Source organism: Delftia tsuruhatensis NBRC 16741 (assembly GCF_001571325.1).
GTDB lineage: Bacteria > Pseudomonadota > Gammaproteobacteria > Burkholderiales > Burkholderiaceae_C > Comamonas > Comamonas tsuruhatensis.
This window is the reverse complement of the sequence record NZ_BCTO01000030.1, coordinates 113289-128593: the sequence shown is the minus strand read 5'-3', so window position 1 is coordinate 128593 and position 15305 is coordinate 113289. Positions and strand designations below refer to the sequence as shown.

Here is a 15305-nt window from a genome sequence, read left to right as displayed (position 1 = left end):
TGCAGCCTTCTTGGCGGGAGCAGCGGCCTTCTTCGCAGCAGGCGCAGCAGCCTTCTTGGCAGCAGGAGCAGCAGCCTTCTTGGTGGGAGCGGCAGCCTTCTTTGCAGCAGGAGCCGCAGCCTTCTTGGCGGGCGCTGCCTTGGCAGTGGCCGTGGCTTTCTTCACGGCTTCAGCCTTGGGGGCGGCCGCCTTTTTGGCGGTGGTCTTCTTGTCGGTGGGGGCCTTGGTAGAGGCCGTCTTCTTCGCAGTTGCCATCATCTTCTCCTTCGTTGATTTGCACAAAACACTTCGGGGTACGGGGCTCCGAAGCGATTCAATGCGATGTGGAGTGACGCATCGCAATGAACACGGAGACGCCCCACGCCGCAACACCATCGGTATTGCAAAAGCGTGAAGCGCGTCATGGTTCGCATTGTGCCTGCAGAGAAGCGATTAATCCCAGGAAAGTGCGCCTCCGGTTTGATACTCGATGACGCGTGTCTCAAAGAAGTTACGTTCCTTCTTCAAATCGATCATCTCGCTCATCCAGGGGAACGGGTTTTCCTCGTTCGGGAACAGGGCCTCCAGGCCGATCTGCGTGGCGCGGCGGTTGGCGATGTAGCGCAGGTAGCCCTTGAACATCGATGCGTTCATGCCCAGCACGCCGCGCGGCATGGTGTCCTCTGCGTAGCGGTATTCCAGCTCGACGGCCTTGACGAAAAGCGCCGTGATTTCTTCCTTGAATTCGGGTGTCCACAGCTGCGGATTTTCGAGCTTGAGCTGGTTGATCAGGTCGATGCCGAAGTTGCAGTGCATGGACTCGTCGCGCAGGATGTACTGGTACTGCTCGGCAGCGCCGGTCATCTTGTTCTGACGGCCCAGGGCCAGGATCTGCGTGAAGCCCACGTAGAAGAACAGGCCCTCCATTAGGCAGGCGAAAACGATGAGCGACTTCAGCAGCGTCTGGTCGGTCTCGAAGGTGCCGGTCTTGAAGCTGGGGTCCATGATCGCCTCGATGAAGGGGATCAGGAATTCGTCCTTGTCGCGGATGGAGGGAACCTCGAGATAGGCGTTGAAGATCTCGCCTTCATCCAGGCCCAGCGACTCCACGATGTACTGGTAGGCGTGGGTGTGGATGGCTTCCTCGAAGGCCTGGCGCAGCAGGAACTGGCGGCACTCGGGTGCGGTGATGTGGCGGTAGGTGCCCAGCACGATGTTGTTGGCAGCCAGCGAGTCGGCCGTCACGAAGAAGCCCAGGTTGCGCTTGACGATGCGGCGCTCGTCCTCGGTCAGGCCGTTGGGGTCCTTCCACAGGGCGATGTCGCGGTTCATGTTCACTTCCTGCGGCATCCAGTGGTTGGCGCAGGTGGCCAGGTACTTTTCCCAGGCCCACTTGTACTTGAAGGGCACCAGCTGGTTGACGTCGGTCTTGGCGTTGATGATTCGCTTGTCGGCGGCGTTGACGCGCTGGTGTGTGCCGGTGGCGGGGGCAGCTCCTGCGCCGGTCGGCGTGTTCGAGAGGGTGGCGTCGTCGTCAAAGGTCAGCATTGCAATTTTCTCCGGCATGCCCTGAGGCATATGTTCAGTTCATTCGGTGCGAAAGAGGCCTCTCTTTCTGCTCCGGTCAATGTAGGACCATGGGTGGCCTGGCATGTTGAGCAGGCCCAAGGTCCATGGCGAAGATCCTGCGCATGGCGCTGGCTGGCGGGCAGGGCGCGGGGCCTGCGCCGTGGCGAGGCCCCGCGCTGCGCGGCTTACTGGCAGGCTTCGCAGCCGGGATCGTCGATGGCGCAGAACTTGATGTCCGTCGCCGGGGCCTGGGCGCGTGCGGCGGCTGCCGCGGCTTCCAGGGCGCTGGAGGTGCTCACGGCAGCGGGCTGGGCGGCAGCCGTGGGCACTGCGTTGAGCACGCGGCTTTGCACCGTGGACTTCTCGATGTTGGTGGCGCTGGTGGTGCGCAGGTAGTAGGTGGTCTTCAGGCCACGCAGCCAGGCCAGCTTGTAGGTGTCGTCCAGCTTCTTGCCCGAGGCGCCGGCCATGTAGATGTTCAGGCTCTGGGCCTGGTCGATCCACTTCTGGCGGCGTGCAGCGGCCTCGACCAGCCAGGTGGGCTCGACCTCGAAGGCGGTGGCGTACAGGTTCTTGACGTCCTGGGGCACGCGGTCGATGGGGCGCAGCGAGCCGTCGAAATGCTTGAGGTCCATGACCATCACGTCGTCCCACAGGCCCAGGCGCTTCAGGTCGCGCACCAGGTACTGGTTGATGACGGTGAACTCGCCGGACAGGTTGGACTTGACCGACAGGTTGCCGAACGAAGGCTCGATGGAGGCATCGACGCCGACGATGTTGGAGATGGTCGCCGTGGGCGCGATGGCCACGCAGTTGGAGTTGCGCATGCCGTGCTGGCCGATCTTGGCGCGCAGCGCATCCCAGTCCAGGCGCGAGGAACGGTCCACTTCCACGTAGCCGCCGCGGGCCTTCTCCAGCAGGTTCAGCGTGTCCAGCGGCAGGATGCCCTGGTCCCACAGCGAGCCCTTGTAGCTGGAGTACTGGCCGCGTTCCCTGGCCAGTTCGGTGGAGGCCCAGTAGGCGTAGTAGCAGATGGCTTCCATCGACTGGTCGGCGAACTCGACGGCCGCGTCGCTGGCGTAGGCGATGCGCATTTCATAGAGCGCATCCTGGAAGCCCATCAGGCCCAGGCCCACGGGGCGATGGCGCAGGTTGGAGTCCTTGGCCTTCTGCACGGCGTAGTAGTTGATGTCGATCACGTTGTCCAGCATGCGCATGGCCGTGGTGATGGTCTTGCGCAGCTTGCCGTGGTCGATGGCGCCGTTGGTGATGTGGCGCGCCAGGTTGACCGAGCCCAGGTTGCAGACGGCGGTCTCGGTGTCGCTGGTGTTCAGCGTGATCTCGGTGCACAGGTTGGACGAGTGCACCACGCCGGCGTGCTGCTGGGGCGAGCGCACGTTGCAGGGGTCCTTGAAGGTGACCCAGGGGTGGCCGGTCTCGAACAGCATGGACAGCATCTTGCGCCACAGGTCCACGGCCGGGATGCGCTTGAACAGCTTGAGTTCGCCGGTGTCGGCCTTGGTTTCGTAGGCCGTGTAGGCGCGCTCGAAGGCTGCGCCGAAGAGGTCGTGCAGGTCGCCGACATCGGAGGGCGAGAACAGGGTCCACTGGCCCTTTTCCATGACGCGCTTCATGAACAGGTCGGGAATCCAGTTCGCCGTGTTCATGTCGTGCGTGCGGCGGCGGTCGTCACCCGTGTTCTTGCGCAGCTCGAGGAATTCCTCGATGTCCAGGTGCCAGGTCTCCAGGTACGTGCAGACGGCGCCCTTGCGCTTGCCGCCCTGGTTCACGGCCACGGCCGTGTCGTTGACCACCTTGAGGAAGGGCACCACGCCCTGCGACTCGCCGTTCGTGCCCTTGATGCGCGAACCCAGGGCGCGCACGCGCGTCCAGTCGTTGCCCAGGCCGCCGGCGAACTTGGACAGCAGGGCGTTTTCCTTGATCGACTCATAGATGCCGTCCAGATCGTCGGGCACCGTGGTCAGGTAGCACGAAGACAGCTGCGAGCGCAGCGTGCCGCTGTTGAACAGCGTGGGCGTGCTGCTCATGAAGTCGAAGGAAGACAGCAGTTCGTAGAACTCGATGGCGCGCGCGTTGCGGTCCTCTTCCTGCAGCGCCAGGCCCATGGCCACGCGCATGAAGAAGGACTGGGGCAGCTCGATGCGCGTCTTGCGCACGTGCAGGAAGTAGCGGTCGTACAGGGTCTGCAGGCCCAGGTAGTCGAACTGCTGGTCGCGTTCGGCCTTGAGGGCGGCAGCCAGGCGGGGCAGGTCGTAGTTCAGCAGCTCGGGGTTGAGCAGCTCGTTGTCCACGCCCTTCTGGATGAAGCCGGGGAAGTAGGCGGCGTAGGCCGACTGGATGTCGGCAGGCTGCACGTCGTGGCCCATGACCTCGCGCACGATGGTGTGCAGCAGCAGGCGGGCGGTGACGTAGGTGTAGTCGGGGTCCTTTTCGATCAGCGTGCGCGCGGCCAGGATGGAGGCCTTGAAGACTTCTTCGATCGGCACGCCGTCGTACAGGTTGCGCAGCGTCTCGGCAACGATGGGCGCGGCCTGGATGTCGGCATTGAGGTTGCGGCAGGAGGCCTCGATCAAGGCCAGCAGGCGGGCCTGGTCCAGAGGAACGCGCTGGCCGTTGTCGGTCACATGCAGCACGGGGGCGGGCGCGGCCGCAGCGGCGGCAGCGGCCTCGGCGGCCTTCTTCTGCTCGGCACGTTCCTGGTTGCGGCGGTCGCGGTACAGCACATAGGCGCGCGCCACGTCGTGGTGGCCGCCGCGCATCAGGCCCAGCTCGACCTGGTCCTGCACGTCTTCAATATGGAAGGTGCCGCCGCCCGGACGCGAGCGCAGCAGGGCGCGCACCACGGCCTGGGTGAGCTCGTCCACGGTCTCGCGCACGCTGGCGGAGGCAGCGCCCTGGGCGCCGCGCACGGCCAGGAAGGCCTTGGTCAGCGCGACGGCGATCTTTTGCGGGGTGAAGGGCACCACGTCGCCGCTGCGGCGGATGATCTGGTAGCCGTCCTGCACGGACAGGTGATGGGCGGAGGAAGGATTGGCAGCATCACCGTGCGCAGCGGGAGCCAAAGAATTCAGTGCTTCTTGCATGAGTTTCCTCAACGGGTGTTTGTGGATAGAACGGACGCGGACCTGCACTGGGGGCAGGCTTGCTGGGAGATGGAATCGATGGCCGGATGTGCACACCGTTTTCACAGGGTGTGCACAGCTTGTGAACACTAGATATGGTGTCCGGCGTGCTCTCAGGCACTACCTGTAGTGTATCGCCGTCTCATGTACACGGGGTACTCACGGCCGGAAAACCGCTGTTTGCGCTGCGCCAAAACAGTGCCCAGCATGCAAGCCCATAGCAGCAGATCACCGCTGCGCGGTGGCTGGCGGGCGATGGCCTGTCGCAAGCCGCTACAGCCTTGCCGCTGCGCCGGTCGGACCGCCGAAAGCCCCATGAACAGTGGGGCTGCGACACATGCGTGAATTTGTAAAAAAAGATCAGGCCGGCCCGGCGTGCGCCTGCGCGCCACATGGGTTGCTTTCTGGATTGACAGCGCACTTTTCCTGGGCCTGTGGACAAGCCGGGCTGCGTGCAAGGCCTGGCGCAGTCCGGCAGGAGGGTGTGTGCTTACGTGGAGGGCTGGCCGGCGCGGGGCGGCAGCTGCCAGTTCGCCGTGGCCTGGTGACGGGACAGCAGCCCGCGCAGCCGCGGCCAGTCGAAGCCGGGGCCGGGATCGCGTTTGCGGCCGGGCGCAATGTGCTCATGGCCTGCGAGATGGGCGACGGGGTAGCGTGCGGCGATGGCTTCGCACAGGTTCTCCAGGGCCGCATATTGCGCCGGCTCGAACGGCAGTCCCTCCAGGCCCTCCAGCTCTATGCCGATGGAGTCGTCGTTGCAGCGATCCTTGCCGCGCCAGCTGGAGGCGCCCGCATGCCAGGCGCGCGCGTCACAGTCCACAAATTGCCAGACCTCGCCCAGGCGCGTGACGAAGAAATGGGCCGACACCTCCAGGCCGCGTATGCCCTGGTAGTAAGGATGGGCGTCCCAGTCGAGCTGGTTGGTGAACAGTTGCTGGACCGCCCCCGTGCCGTACTCGCCGGGGGGCAGGCTGATGGAGTGCACGACGACCAGATCGACCAGGGCCTGGGCCGGGCGCTCGCCGAAGTTGGGCGAGGGCAGGTGGCGTGCCTGTTGCAGCCAGCCGCCTTGCCAGGTCCAGGCCGGGCCCATGGTCGTGGTGGCTGGTGCCTGCGGATCAGGCTTCGCCATGGCCGCCTCCGTCCGCCTCGGTGCTGGCGTCGCCAGGCAGGGCGATGTTCAGCCGGTCGATGCGGTAGCGGATCTGGCGCAGGCTCAGCCCCAGGCGTGCGGCCGTGGCCGTGCGGTTGAAGCCGTTTTCCTGCAGCGCCTGCACCAGGATGCCGCGCTCGCGCTCGTCCAGCCAGGCCTGCAGGTCGCGGGGCAGCTCCATGTCGGCAGGCTCCGGCGGCGGTGCGGCGCCGTCGTGCGCCTGGGTCTGCGCCGATGCGGGTGGAGCCGGCGGAGTGCCGCAGGGCAGCTGCATCTCGGGGTCTATGCGCAGCGGCCCTTCCTCGCCCAGCGTGATGGCGCGGTGCAGCAGGTTCTCCAGTTCACGCACATTGCCGGGCAGGGGCAGGCGGGCGATCTGCTCCAGGGAACGCTCGTCGATCTCGGGCATGGGCAGGCCCGACTCCTGCGACAGCCGTGCCAGCAATGCGCGGCACAGCGCGGGCAGGTCCTCGCGGCGCTCGCGCAGCGGCGGAAGAAGTACTTCGATGACGTTGAGGCGGTAGTACAGGTCCTGGCGAAAACGTCCTGCCTGCACGTCGGCGGCCAGGTCGCGGTGGGTGGCGCTGACGATGCGCACGTCGGCCGCTTCCTCCTGCGCCGAGCCCAGGGGCCGCACGCGGCGTTCCTGGATGGCGCGCAGCAGCTTGGCCTGCATGGGCAGCGGCAGGTCGCCGATTTCGTCGAGGAACAGGGTGCCGCCGCGTGCCGCCTGGAAATAGCCGTCGCGGTCCTGGGTGGCTCCGGTATAGGAGCCCTTGCGGGCGCCGAAGAACTCGGCCTCCAGCAGGTTTTCGGGGATGGCGCCGCAGTTCACGGCCACCATGGGGCCGTGGGCGCGCTGGCTGCAGGCGTGCAGGGCGCGCGCCACCAGCTCCTTGCCCGTGCCCGACTCGCCGTGCACCAGCACCGGCGCCATGCCGCGCGCCACCTTGGCAATGCGCTGCTTGACGGCCTGCATGGCGGGCGACTCCCCAACCATGGCGTCGAGCGCCCCGCCGCCGCTGAGCACGGGGCTTGCGGCCGACGCCGCCGAGGGGCTGCGCGCCGGCATCACGCCGGGGGGCGGCACGCCGCCCACGCCCTGGGCGGCCGAGGCCACGACCAGGCGGAACTGCTTGAGGTCCACGGGCTTGGTCAGATAGTCGAAGGCGCCCGAGCGCAGGGCTTCGACGGCATTTTCGGCCGAGCCGTAGGCGGTCATGACCACGCAGCGTTCTCGCCGTTGCTGGTTGCGCAGGTCCTGCAGCAGCTCCATTCCCATGCCGTCGGGCAGGCGCATGTCGGTGATGACCACGTCGAAGCGCTGGGTCTGCAGCTGTTCGCGCGCCTCGCCCACGCTGGCGGCGGTTTCCACGCGGTAGCCTTCGCGCAGCAGGGTCAGTTCATAGAGGGTGCGCAGATCCGGCTCGTCGTCCACGACAAGAATCGATGCGGCAGCGGGCAGGGAGTTCAAGGGCATCACACCACAATCTGGTCAAACAGGGAGGCCGGCAGAGCCGATGCGGCGCCGGCGCGGAACACGATGCTGAAGGCATTGCCCTCGACAGGGCCGTGCGGCGCGGGCCGCGACAGCCGCTGGTAGCTGATGCCTGCATCGTAGCGCTGGCACAGCTCGCGGCAGATGTACAGGCCCAGGCCGCTGGAGCGGCTTTCCGACGAGAAGAAGGGCTCGAACAGATGGAGTTGCACCGTGGGCTCCAGTGCGGCGCCGTCGCTCCAGACCTGCAGCCAGATCTGGCCTGCGGCCGGCGCACCGGTCAGCACCTGCAGCGTATGCGGCTGCTGGGCGTTGCTGCGGTAGCGCTGGGCGTTGTCCAGCAGGTTCACCAGGATGCGGCGCAGGTGCTCGCCGTCGAACACCACGGTCCTTGCGCGCGCGTCCAGCAGCAGCTGGATGCTGCGCGCAGGCTGGCCCTGGGCCTGCCACTCCTGGCAGGCCTGGGCCACATGCTGGTCCAGGTCCAGCAGGCCGGCGTGGGCCTCGCCAATGTGCTGCTGGGCCCGCGCGATGTTGAGCACGTCCTCGACGGTGCGCGCCAGCCGCTCGGCGTTCTGGCCCACGATGCGGCACAGCTGCTGCTGGGCCGGGTTCTGCGCCAGATCTTCTGCCAGCAGGGCGTTGGCCTGGGTGATGGCGGCCAGCGGATTGCGGATCTCATGGGCCACGGCGGCGGACATGCGGCCCATGGAGGCCAGCTTTTCCGTGCGCAGCCGCGCCTCCATTTCGCGCAGGTCGTGCAGAAAGACCACGCACAGCTGCTGCAGCAGCGCGGGCTCGGCGGCATCGGTGGCGTCGGACGGGGTGGCGACCTCGGTCAGCCAGGTGCGCAGATGCAGTCCCGTCATGCCTTCCTGGCCGATGGACTGCAGATGGATGGCGGCCGATATCGGCAGGTTCTGGGCAAAGCTCTGGGCCACGGCATCCTGCAGCCGCTGCCAGCCGGCGTGCTCCTTGAGGGCGAAGGGCAGGGCATGCGCGTCGGCCAGTCCCAGCAGGTGCAGCGCGGCCGGGTTGGCCTGCTGCACGCGGAATTGGGGATCAACCACCAGCACGCCTTCGCCCAGGTGGCGGATCACCAGGGCATTGACCTGCTCCTGGGCCTGGGCCTTGCGGCTGCTGTGCTGTGCCAGGTGCCGCTCGCGCCGCACGCGGCGCGCCAGCTCGTGCGTCAGATAGGCCACGGCGAAATAGCCTGCGCAGGCAAAACTGGCCTGGTAGTAGGCCTGGGTACTTTCTATGCGGCCCGCCAGGTCCTGCCATGCGACCCAGCCCAGGGTCAGCAGCGTGACGCTGGCCGTGGTGGCCAGCGCCAGCGTCAGATTGCCCAGCACGGCCGAAATCAGGATGGGGATGGCCAGCAGGGCCGAGTAGTTGAGCGGGCCTGTCTGCAACACCTGCAGCAGGCAGATGGCCGCGATGTCCACGCCGATCACGGGCAGCCAGTGCACGCCGGCGCGGGCAGAGGGCGGCTGCTCGCGTGCGGTCAGCCGCACCAGCAGCGTCAGCCCCAGGTAGCCCAGGCAGACCAGCCAGACCAGGGGATTGCCGCCGGGCTGCACGCTGAGCAGCGCCAGCTGCAGCAGCAGCAGCGCAGTGGCGATGAGAACGCGGCCCGTCAGAAATCCCTGCCACAGCCGGACGAAGGGGGCGTTGGCGTCGTGCGGCGACTGCGCCGTGGCCTCGTCGATGGTGGGCGGCTGGGAGCGGGCGGCGTCCTGCATGCTCAGCGCCGTTGCGCCAGGGCCCGGTGCTCGGCGCTGCAATAGCTGCGGCCTGCGGCCTCGATGGCTTCGCTGCGCGGCAGGTGCAGGCCGCAGTGCGCGCATTCGACCATGTCCTGTGGAGCCGCCAGCGGCGCGTTGGCCGGGTTGGCCGGGTTGCGCGGCGCAGCCGCCTGGCGCCGCTCGCGGGCCTCGGCACGGCGCTGGCTGCGCCAGACGCCGACGGCAATGACGATGACGATCAGGACCAGCAGGTACTTCATGCGGCGCGCTCCAGCAGCACTTCCATCACGAAGCGTGATCCCGCATAGGCCAGCAGCAGCAGCGCGGCGCCTGCGTAGAGCACGCGCACGGCGCTGCGGCCACGCCAGCCAAAGCGCGCACGGCCGATCAGCAGCACGGCAAAGGTCAGCCACGACAGCAGCGAGAACACCGACTTGTGGTTCCAGACCCAGGCCTTGCCGTAGAGCTGTTCGCCGAACAGCCAGCCTGCGGCCAGCGTGGCCGTGAGCAGCACAAAGCCTGCGGACACGAAGCGGAAGGTCAGGCGCTCCAGCGTGAGAAGGGGCAGGCCGCTGTCATGCCCGCCGCCGCCCAGCCGCATGTGCTGCTCGGCGCGTGTCATCAGCGAGGCATGGACCACGGCGGCGGCGAACAGTCCGTAGGAGGCAATGCCCAGCGCCAGGTGCAGCGGCAGCCAGGGCGAGGCGTTGACATGCAGGGGCGTTCCCGGAAACAGCGCGGCCAGGAGCACGGCGGCCGTGCCCAGCGCTGACAGCGCCAATTGCGCGCGCATCTTGGGGAACAACTGCTGTTCGACCCCATAGACGGTGAGCACCAGCCAGGCCGTCATGGACAGTGCTGGCGCGAACCCGAAGTGCGGCTGTTCCCCGAGCAGGCCCCAGGCCAGGGCCAGGGCGTGGAGCACCCAGGCCAGGCGCAATGCGGCGCGGGCGCCAGCATGGCTGATGCGTCGGGCACCGGCGGCCGGCACGGCATAGGCCACGGCTGCGGCAAGCGCCAGCATCCAGCCCAGGGGCGATGCGTTGGCGGAAATCAGGGGGACGGAGAGCATCTTTCTATGATAGCTGTGGCTTTCCTGCCGCCGGTTGTGCAGGCTCAGAATCCGGGCGCCGTGCCGTGGTTCGGAGCGCATTTTCTTCAGGGCTCGATGGCTGCCTCGATGCGATTGCGCCCCAGGGCCTTGGCCTGGTAGAGCAGGCCGTCCACCTTCTGCAGCCAGGTTTCCAAAGGCGCGGCAGACGGCTGCCGCACGGTGAGTACGCCGCAACTGACGGTGAGCAGCGGCGCCGTGGGAGAGGCGGCGTGGGCGATGGACAGGCGCAGCACTTCCTGGCGGAAATTCTCGGCCATGACCTGGGCGTCGCTTTCGCCGGGGAGGATGAGCGCGAATTCCTCGCCGCCAAAGCGCGCTGCCAGGTCGTAGGGCCGGCGCGCATGGCGCTGCAGCGTGGCGGCCACTGCCTTGAGCGCCTCGTCCCCCTGCACATGGCCATAGCAGTCGTTGTATTGCTTGAAGTGGTCTATATCAATGAGGGCCAGGCCCACGGACTCGCCCGTGCGCAGGCTGCGGCGGTGGGAGCGCTCCAGCATGTCGTCGAAGTGGCGGCGGTTGGCCAGCCCTGTCAGCCCGTCCACCATGGCCAGGCGCTCCAGGGCCTGGCGCTGCAGGGCCAGGCGTATCTGGTTGCGCACGCGCACCTCGACCACGGCGGGACGTATGGGCTTGGAGACATAGTCGGCCGCGCCCAGGCGCAGGCCGTATTCCTCGGCCTGGGCATTGCTCTGGCCGGTGATGAAGATGACGGCGATATGGGCGGTGCGCTCCTGGGCGCGCAACGCACCCAGCACCTCGTAGCCGTTCATGCCGGGCATGGCCAGGTCCAGCAGGATCAGCTGCAGCCGGTGGGCTTCGCGCTGCGCGATCACCAGCGCACCCGGGCCGTCCTTTGCCAGCAGCACACGGTAGTGGGGGCTCAGCAGCTCGGCCAGCATGCTGCGGTTCAGCCGTTCGTCGTCAACGATGAGGACCGTGGGCAGTTCCGGCCCGGTCAAGGCTTCAAACATCTGCAGCTCCCGGTAGGACCGTCCGGTTCACGGCCATGCTCCGCGCCAGCTGTTCGAGCGCCTGCAGCGCCGCCTCGGTTTCCAGGGACTCGGTGCAGCGCTGGATGCGCTGCAGCACGGACGCATGGCGCCCGTCGACCAGGGGCCGCAGCCGATCCAGTTCGGCCATGGCGGCATAGTCGCTGTCGGCAATCTGCAGCCGCAGCCGAGCCAGGGTGGACGAGACTTCTTCCGCGGTCATCGGCTGCCGCTGCGGGAGGGGCGCGGCAGTGGTCACGGCGGTCACGGCGGCCGCGGACGCCACGGCCACTACGGCCGTCTGCCCGGACCGCCGGGCGATTTCCGCCAGCAGGCCCTGCAGTCCATCGGCCAGCGCCTGGACCAGGGATTGCAGATCGCCGCCGGGCCTGGCGTTGCCGCCATTGCCGTCGCCTGACAGGCAGGCTTGCGCACCGGTCTCGGCCATGGCCGACCATTGCTCCAGCAGGTCCGCGCCCAGGTAGCCCAGACTGCCCTTGAAGGTGTGCACCAGCGATGCCACGGTGTCCCAATGGCCGCTGCGCACGGCATCGCGCAGCCGTTGCGGCGCATCGGCAAAGTCCTGGGCAAAGCCTTCGATGGCGTGGAGCATGCGCGGCGATTGGCCGGCAAGGCGTTGCCGCAGCCGTGCCGGATCCCAGGCCTGGGCAGGGCTTGACGGCGTCGGCTGCAAGGGCGCGGCCGGCGCAAGCGCTGCCGTTGGAGGAGGGCCCGCGCGCAGGCAGCGCTGCAGTGTCTCGTACAGCAGCACATCGTCAACGGGTTTGGTCAGATGGGCATTCATGCCTGCGGCCTCGATCCGGGCGCGCTCCTCGACATAGGCCTGCGCAGTCAGCGCGATCACCGGAAGATGCCGCAGCGCGCTGCGCGTGCGGATGGTGCGCGTGACACTGAGGCCGTCCATGCCGGGCATGTGCACGTCCATGAGCACGGCATCGAAAGGCTGGGTGTCCAGCAGCTGCAGCGCCTGCAGACCGTCCTGCGCAGTCTGTACCGATATGCCGGCCTGCTCCAGCAGCTCGGTGGCCACCTCGCGGTTGAGTACGTTGTCATCCACCACCAGCACCCTGCGCCCAGCCAGGCCCGGGTAGCGCTGCTGTGGCGAGGGGCTGGCCGCCGGGCTTTCCGGCGGGGGCGATTCGGGGTCCCGCAGTGCCTCCCGGATGCACGAGCGCAGTGCCGATGCGGTCAAGGGCTTGATCAGCAGGCCCCGCGGGCCCAACTGCGCGGCCTGCAGCTGCACTTCGTCGCGCCCGAAGGCCGTGACCATGAGCGCAGCCGGGGTCTTGGCCAGGTCCTGCTGCTCGCGCATGCGGCGTGCCAGGTCCAGCCCGTCCATGCCGGGCATGCGCCAGTCCAGCAGGGCCAGGCCGTAGGGGGATTCCTGGCGTGCGGCCTCTTGCAGCATGTGCAGCGCCTGCATGCCGTCCGCCGCCGTATCGCAGCGCATGCCCAGTTTGCGCACCATGGCGGCCAGGGCCTCGCGCGCGCTGGCGTTGTCATCGACGATGAGAACGCCGGTGCTGCCCAGGTTGTCGTGGCCGTCCAGCGGCGCATCCGTGGCAGGCCGGACCTTGGCCGTGAAGCGGAAGTTGCTGCCCTGGCCTGGCTGGCTGCAGACGCTGATCTCGCCGCCCATGAGCTGCACCAGCCTGTGGCAGATGGCCAGGCCCAGGCCGGTGCCGCCGTGGCGGCGCGTGGTCTGGATGTCGGCCTGGGTGAAGGGCTGGAACAGCCGTTCGGCCCGCGATGCATCCAGGCCTATGCCGGTGTCGCGCACGTTCACGCACAGGTGGTGCAGGGGCGCTGCCGTGGCGTGCGCGCCGGCCTCCACCGGCGCGCACGCCAGCGGCGGCTCCAGATGCAGGGAGATCACCACCTCGCCATGCTCGGTGAACTTGATGGCATTGCCGACCAGGTTGGTCAGCACCTGGCCCAGGCGCAGCGGGTCGCCGCGCAACCGGGGCGGCAGGTGCGGGTCCAGCGCATAGACCACTTCCAGCCCCTTTTCCTCTGCGCGCAGCGCCGTGGAAGCCGAGACGGTCTCCAGCACATCGTCAAGGGCGAAATCCACTTCCTCCAGCGCCAGCATGCCCGCCTCTATCTTGGAAAAGTCGAGGACGTCGTTGATCACGGCCAGCAGGGCGCTGGCCGAGCGCTCCACCTTCTCCAGGTAGCCGCGCTGGCGTGATGTCAGCGCGGTCTGCTGTACCAGGCGCGTCATGCCGATGACGGTGTTCATGGGGGTGCGGATTTCGTGGCTCATGATGGCCAGGAAATCCGACTTGGCCCGTTCGGCCGCTTCTGCGGCCTCCTTGGCCTGCTGCAGCGCCTGCTCGGCCTCGCGCTCGCGGGTGATGTCCAGCATGATGCCGTCCCAGACCATGCCCTCGTGGCTGCTCCGGGGGGCCGATCGGCAGCGCAGCCAGCGGACCTCACCATCGGGCCTGATCACGCGGAAGCGGCAGTCGAAGACCCGCAGCGTATCGACCGAGCACTGCAGCATCTGCTGGTAATGCGGCAGGTCCTCGGGATGGATGGCATTCAGGTAGGCCTGACGGTCGGCCATGATGGCGTGGGCCGGCACGCCGATCAGGTTCTCTATGCCGGCACTGATGTAGCTGAGCCGCAGTTGCGCCAGGCCGCCTTCCAGGCGGTAGATGGCGCCGCTGGGCAGGTTGTCGGCCAGGGCTTCGAGGCGCATGCGTGCGTCCTCGCGTTCGGACAGGTCCTGCAGCGTGCCGCTGAGCGCGACGATGCGGCCTTGCTCGTCGCGCAGGGCGCGGCCCATGAGGCGGGCCGCGAACCTCCGTCCGTCCGGGCAGTGGTGCACGACATCGAGGCTGTAGGACTGGCCGGTGCCGATGCACAACTGCACGGCAGCGGTGAGCCGGGCAAGATCCTGCGGTCCGAGCATGGCGCGCAGGGCATGGCGCGTCAGCGGCGGACCCTGGGGGTCCAGGCCGTTCATCACATACATCATCTCCGAGGCCTGGAAGTGCTCGGTGTCCAGCTCCCATGTCCAGCTGCCCAGGCGCGCCAGCTGTTCGGCCTGGCGCAGCACGTCGTAGCTTTTTTGCAGCTGGGACTCGGTCTGGCGCATGAGGGTGATGTCGCGCGCAATGCCCAGCACGCCCACGGTCCGGCCCTCGTCATTGCGGTAAGGAATTTTGGTGGACTGGAAGAGGCGGCGCTGCCCGTTGACCAGCAAATGATCCTCCGACACCACGGGGGCGTCGCTGTCCAGCACCCGGCGGTCGCTGTGGGTGAAGCTGCTGTCGGGGAAAAGCTCCTGGTCGGTCTTGCCCACGATGTCTTCGGGCGTGCGCCCGGAAAAGCGCGCGGCGGCGGGGTTGACGAAGGTGTAGCGGCCCTGCCGGTCCTTGGCGAAGACCAGGTCGGGCGTTTCGTGCATCACGGCTTCCAGCAGGCGCGTCGAATCCTGCCACGGCCCGGTGCTTTTTCGCAGGAGCGGCTCCAGCTGCGCATCGGGCTGGCCGATCGGCTCGTCCTGGCCGGTGCGCTCGCTGAGCTCGTGCCAGGTGGTGAAGAAAAGCCGCCTGCCCGACAGCGACTGGCAATAGATATGGAGCTCGGCGGGGAAGCTGGTGCCGTCGCGGCGGATCAGTCGGCCGCAGAGATGGGCCTGGCTGTCCACGGCCATGTCCTGCCAGGGACCGCCCCGAAGTCCGTCCGCGTCGGGCCACACGTCCATGATGCCCAGCCCCAGCATGGCGGCCTTGTGATGGCCCAGGCTGGCGCAGGCATGGGCATTGGCATCGAGCAGGCAGCCCTGCTCGTCAAACAGAAGAAAACCGTCGGGCACACGGTCCAGGAACTGGCCATACGGCGTATCGGGCATGAAGACTCCTAGGCGGTAGCAAGCCGGCACTGCACAAGGCGATAGCCATAATCTATGGAAACAGTGTGGATGTTACTGCCGGCCGATGCCCGCTGCGCGGCAGGGAAGGCCGGTACTTACCCCTGCAGGGGCAGCGGGTAGAATCGTCGGGATCTGCAGGGTCCGTGCCGCGACCCGGCCCCGCCTGGCCCCATTCGGCAACCTGGCCCCGGCTGGCTCGCTGCAGCAC

The 15305-nt window shown here is 67.6% G+C and carries 10 protein-coding genes; all 10 read right to left on the bottom strand.

Annotated features, from left to right (window positions below):
- On the bottom strand, nt 1-255 hold a 255-nt coding region (locus tag DTS01S_RS15750), incomplete at its 3' end, for a hypothetical protein (RefSeq protein ID WP_176579532.1).
- A 177-nt stretch (nt 256-432) separates the two neighbouring features.
- A complete protein-coding gene (locus tag DTS01S_RS15745; RefSeq protein ID WP_016448002.1) occupies nt 433-1527 on the bottom strand; it encodes a ribonucleotide-diphosphate reductase subunit beta in 1095 nt (364 codons plus the stop codon).
- Nucleotides 1528-1733: 206 nt separating this feature from the next.
- On the bottom strand, nt 1734-4652 hold the full coding sequence (locus DTS01S_RS15740; protein WP_016448001.1) for a ribonucleoside-diphosphate reductase subunit alpha: 2919 nt from the start codon (nt 4650-4652) through the stop codon (nt 1734-1736).
- 529 nt (nt 4653-5181) lie between these two features.
- Nucleotides 5182-5823, bottom strand: a complete 642-nt coding sequence (gene ampD, locus DTS01S_RS15735; RefSeq protein WP_016448000.1) for a 1,6-anhydro-N-acetylmuramyl-L-alanine amidase AmpD — start codon at nt 5821-5823, stop codon at nt 5182-5184.
- A complete protein-coding gene (locus DTS01S_RS15730; RefSeq protein WP_061288092.1) occupies nt 5810-7324 on the bottom strand; it encodes a sigma-54-dependent transcriptional regulator in 1515 nt (504 codons plus the stop codon). Before DTS01S_RS15730 ends, ampD begins: the two co-directional genes overlap by 14 nt.
- On the bottom strand, nt 7324-9087 hold the full coding sequence (locus DTS01S_RS15725; protein WP_061288090.1) for a sensor histidine kinase: 1764 nt from the start codon (nt 9085-9087) through the stop codon (nt 7324-7326). Before DTS01S_RS15725 ends, DTS01S_RS15730 begins: the two co-directional genes overlap by 1 nt.
- Nucleotides 9088-9089: 2 nt before the next feature.
- Complete coding sequence (locus DTS01S_RS15720; RefSeq protein WP_061288088.1) at nt 9090-9350, bottom strand: PP0621 family protein; 261 nt, start codon at nt 9348-9350, stop codon at nt 9090-9092.
- Nucleotides 9347-10162 carry a cytochrome C assembly family protein gene (locus tag DTS01S_RS15715; protein WP_017407444.1) on the bottom strand — a complete coding sequence of 272 codons (816 nt, stop codon included), beginning with the start codon at nt 10160-10162 and terminating at the stop codon, nt 9347-9349. The genes DTS01S_RS15720 and DTS01S_RS15715 overlap by 4 nt, the downstream gene beginning before the upstream one ends.
- Nucleotides 10163-10248: 86 nt before the next feature.
- On the bottom strand, nt 10249-11175 hold the full coding sequence (locus DTS01S_RS15710; RefSeq protein ID WP_016447995.1) for a GGDEF domain-containing response regulator: 927 nt from the start codon (nt 11173-11175) through the stop codon (nt 10249-10251).
- A complete protein-coding gene (locus DTS01S_RS15705; protein WP_061288086.1) occupies nt 11168-15076 on the bottom strand; it encodes a response regulator in 3909 nt (1302 codons plus the stop codon). The genes DTS01S_RS15710 and DTS01S_RS15705 overlap by 8 nt, the downstream gene beginning before the upstream one ends.
- Nucleotides 15077-15305: the final 229 nt, after the last annotated feature.

What these genes read in the sequence shown, in the direction of transcription:
- DTS01S_RS15745 (WP_016448002.1), bottom strand. Translation starts at nt 1,527, where the DNA reads ATGCTGACCTTTGACGACGACGCCACCCTCTCGAACACGCCGACCGGC.
- DTS01S_RS15740 (WP_016448001.1), bottom strand. Translation starts at nt 4,652, where the DNA reads ATGCAAGAAGCACTGAATTCTTTGGCTCCCGCTGCGCACGGTGATGCT.
- ampD (WP_016448000.1), bottom strand. Translation starts at nt 5,823, where the DNA reads ATGGCGAAGCCTGATCCGCAGGCACCAGCCACCACGACCATGGGCCCG.
- DTS01S_RS15730 (WP_061288092.1), bottom strand. Translation starts at nt 7,324, where the DNA reads ATGCCCTTGAACTCCCTGCCCGCTGCCGCATCGATTCTTGTCGTGGAC.
- DTS01S_RS15725 (WP_061288090.1), bottom strand. Translation starts at nt 9,087, where the DNA reads ATGCAGGACGCCGCCCGCTCCCAGCCGCCCACCATCGACGAGGCCACG.
- DTS01S_RS15720 (WP_061288088.1), bottom strand. Translation starts at nt 9,350, where the DNA reads ATGAAGTACCTGCTGGTCCTGATCGTCATCGTCATTGCCGTCGGCGTC.
- DTS01S_RS15715 (WP_017407444.1), bottom strand. Translation starts at nt 10,162, where the DNA reads ATGCTCTCCGTCCCCCTGATTTCCGCCAACGCATCGCCCCTGGGCTGG.
- DTS01S_RS15710 (WP_016447995.1), bottom strand. Translation starts at nt 11,175, where the DNA reads ATGTTTGAAGCCTTGACCGGGCCGGAACTGCCCACGGTCCTCATCGTT.
- DTS01S_RS15705 (WP_061288086.1), bottom strand. Translation starts at nt 15,076, where the DNA reads ATGCCCGATACGCCGTATGGCCAGTTCCTGGACCGTGTGCCCGACGGT.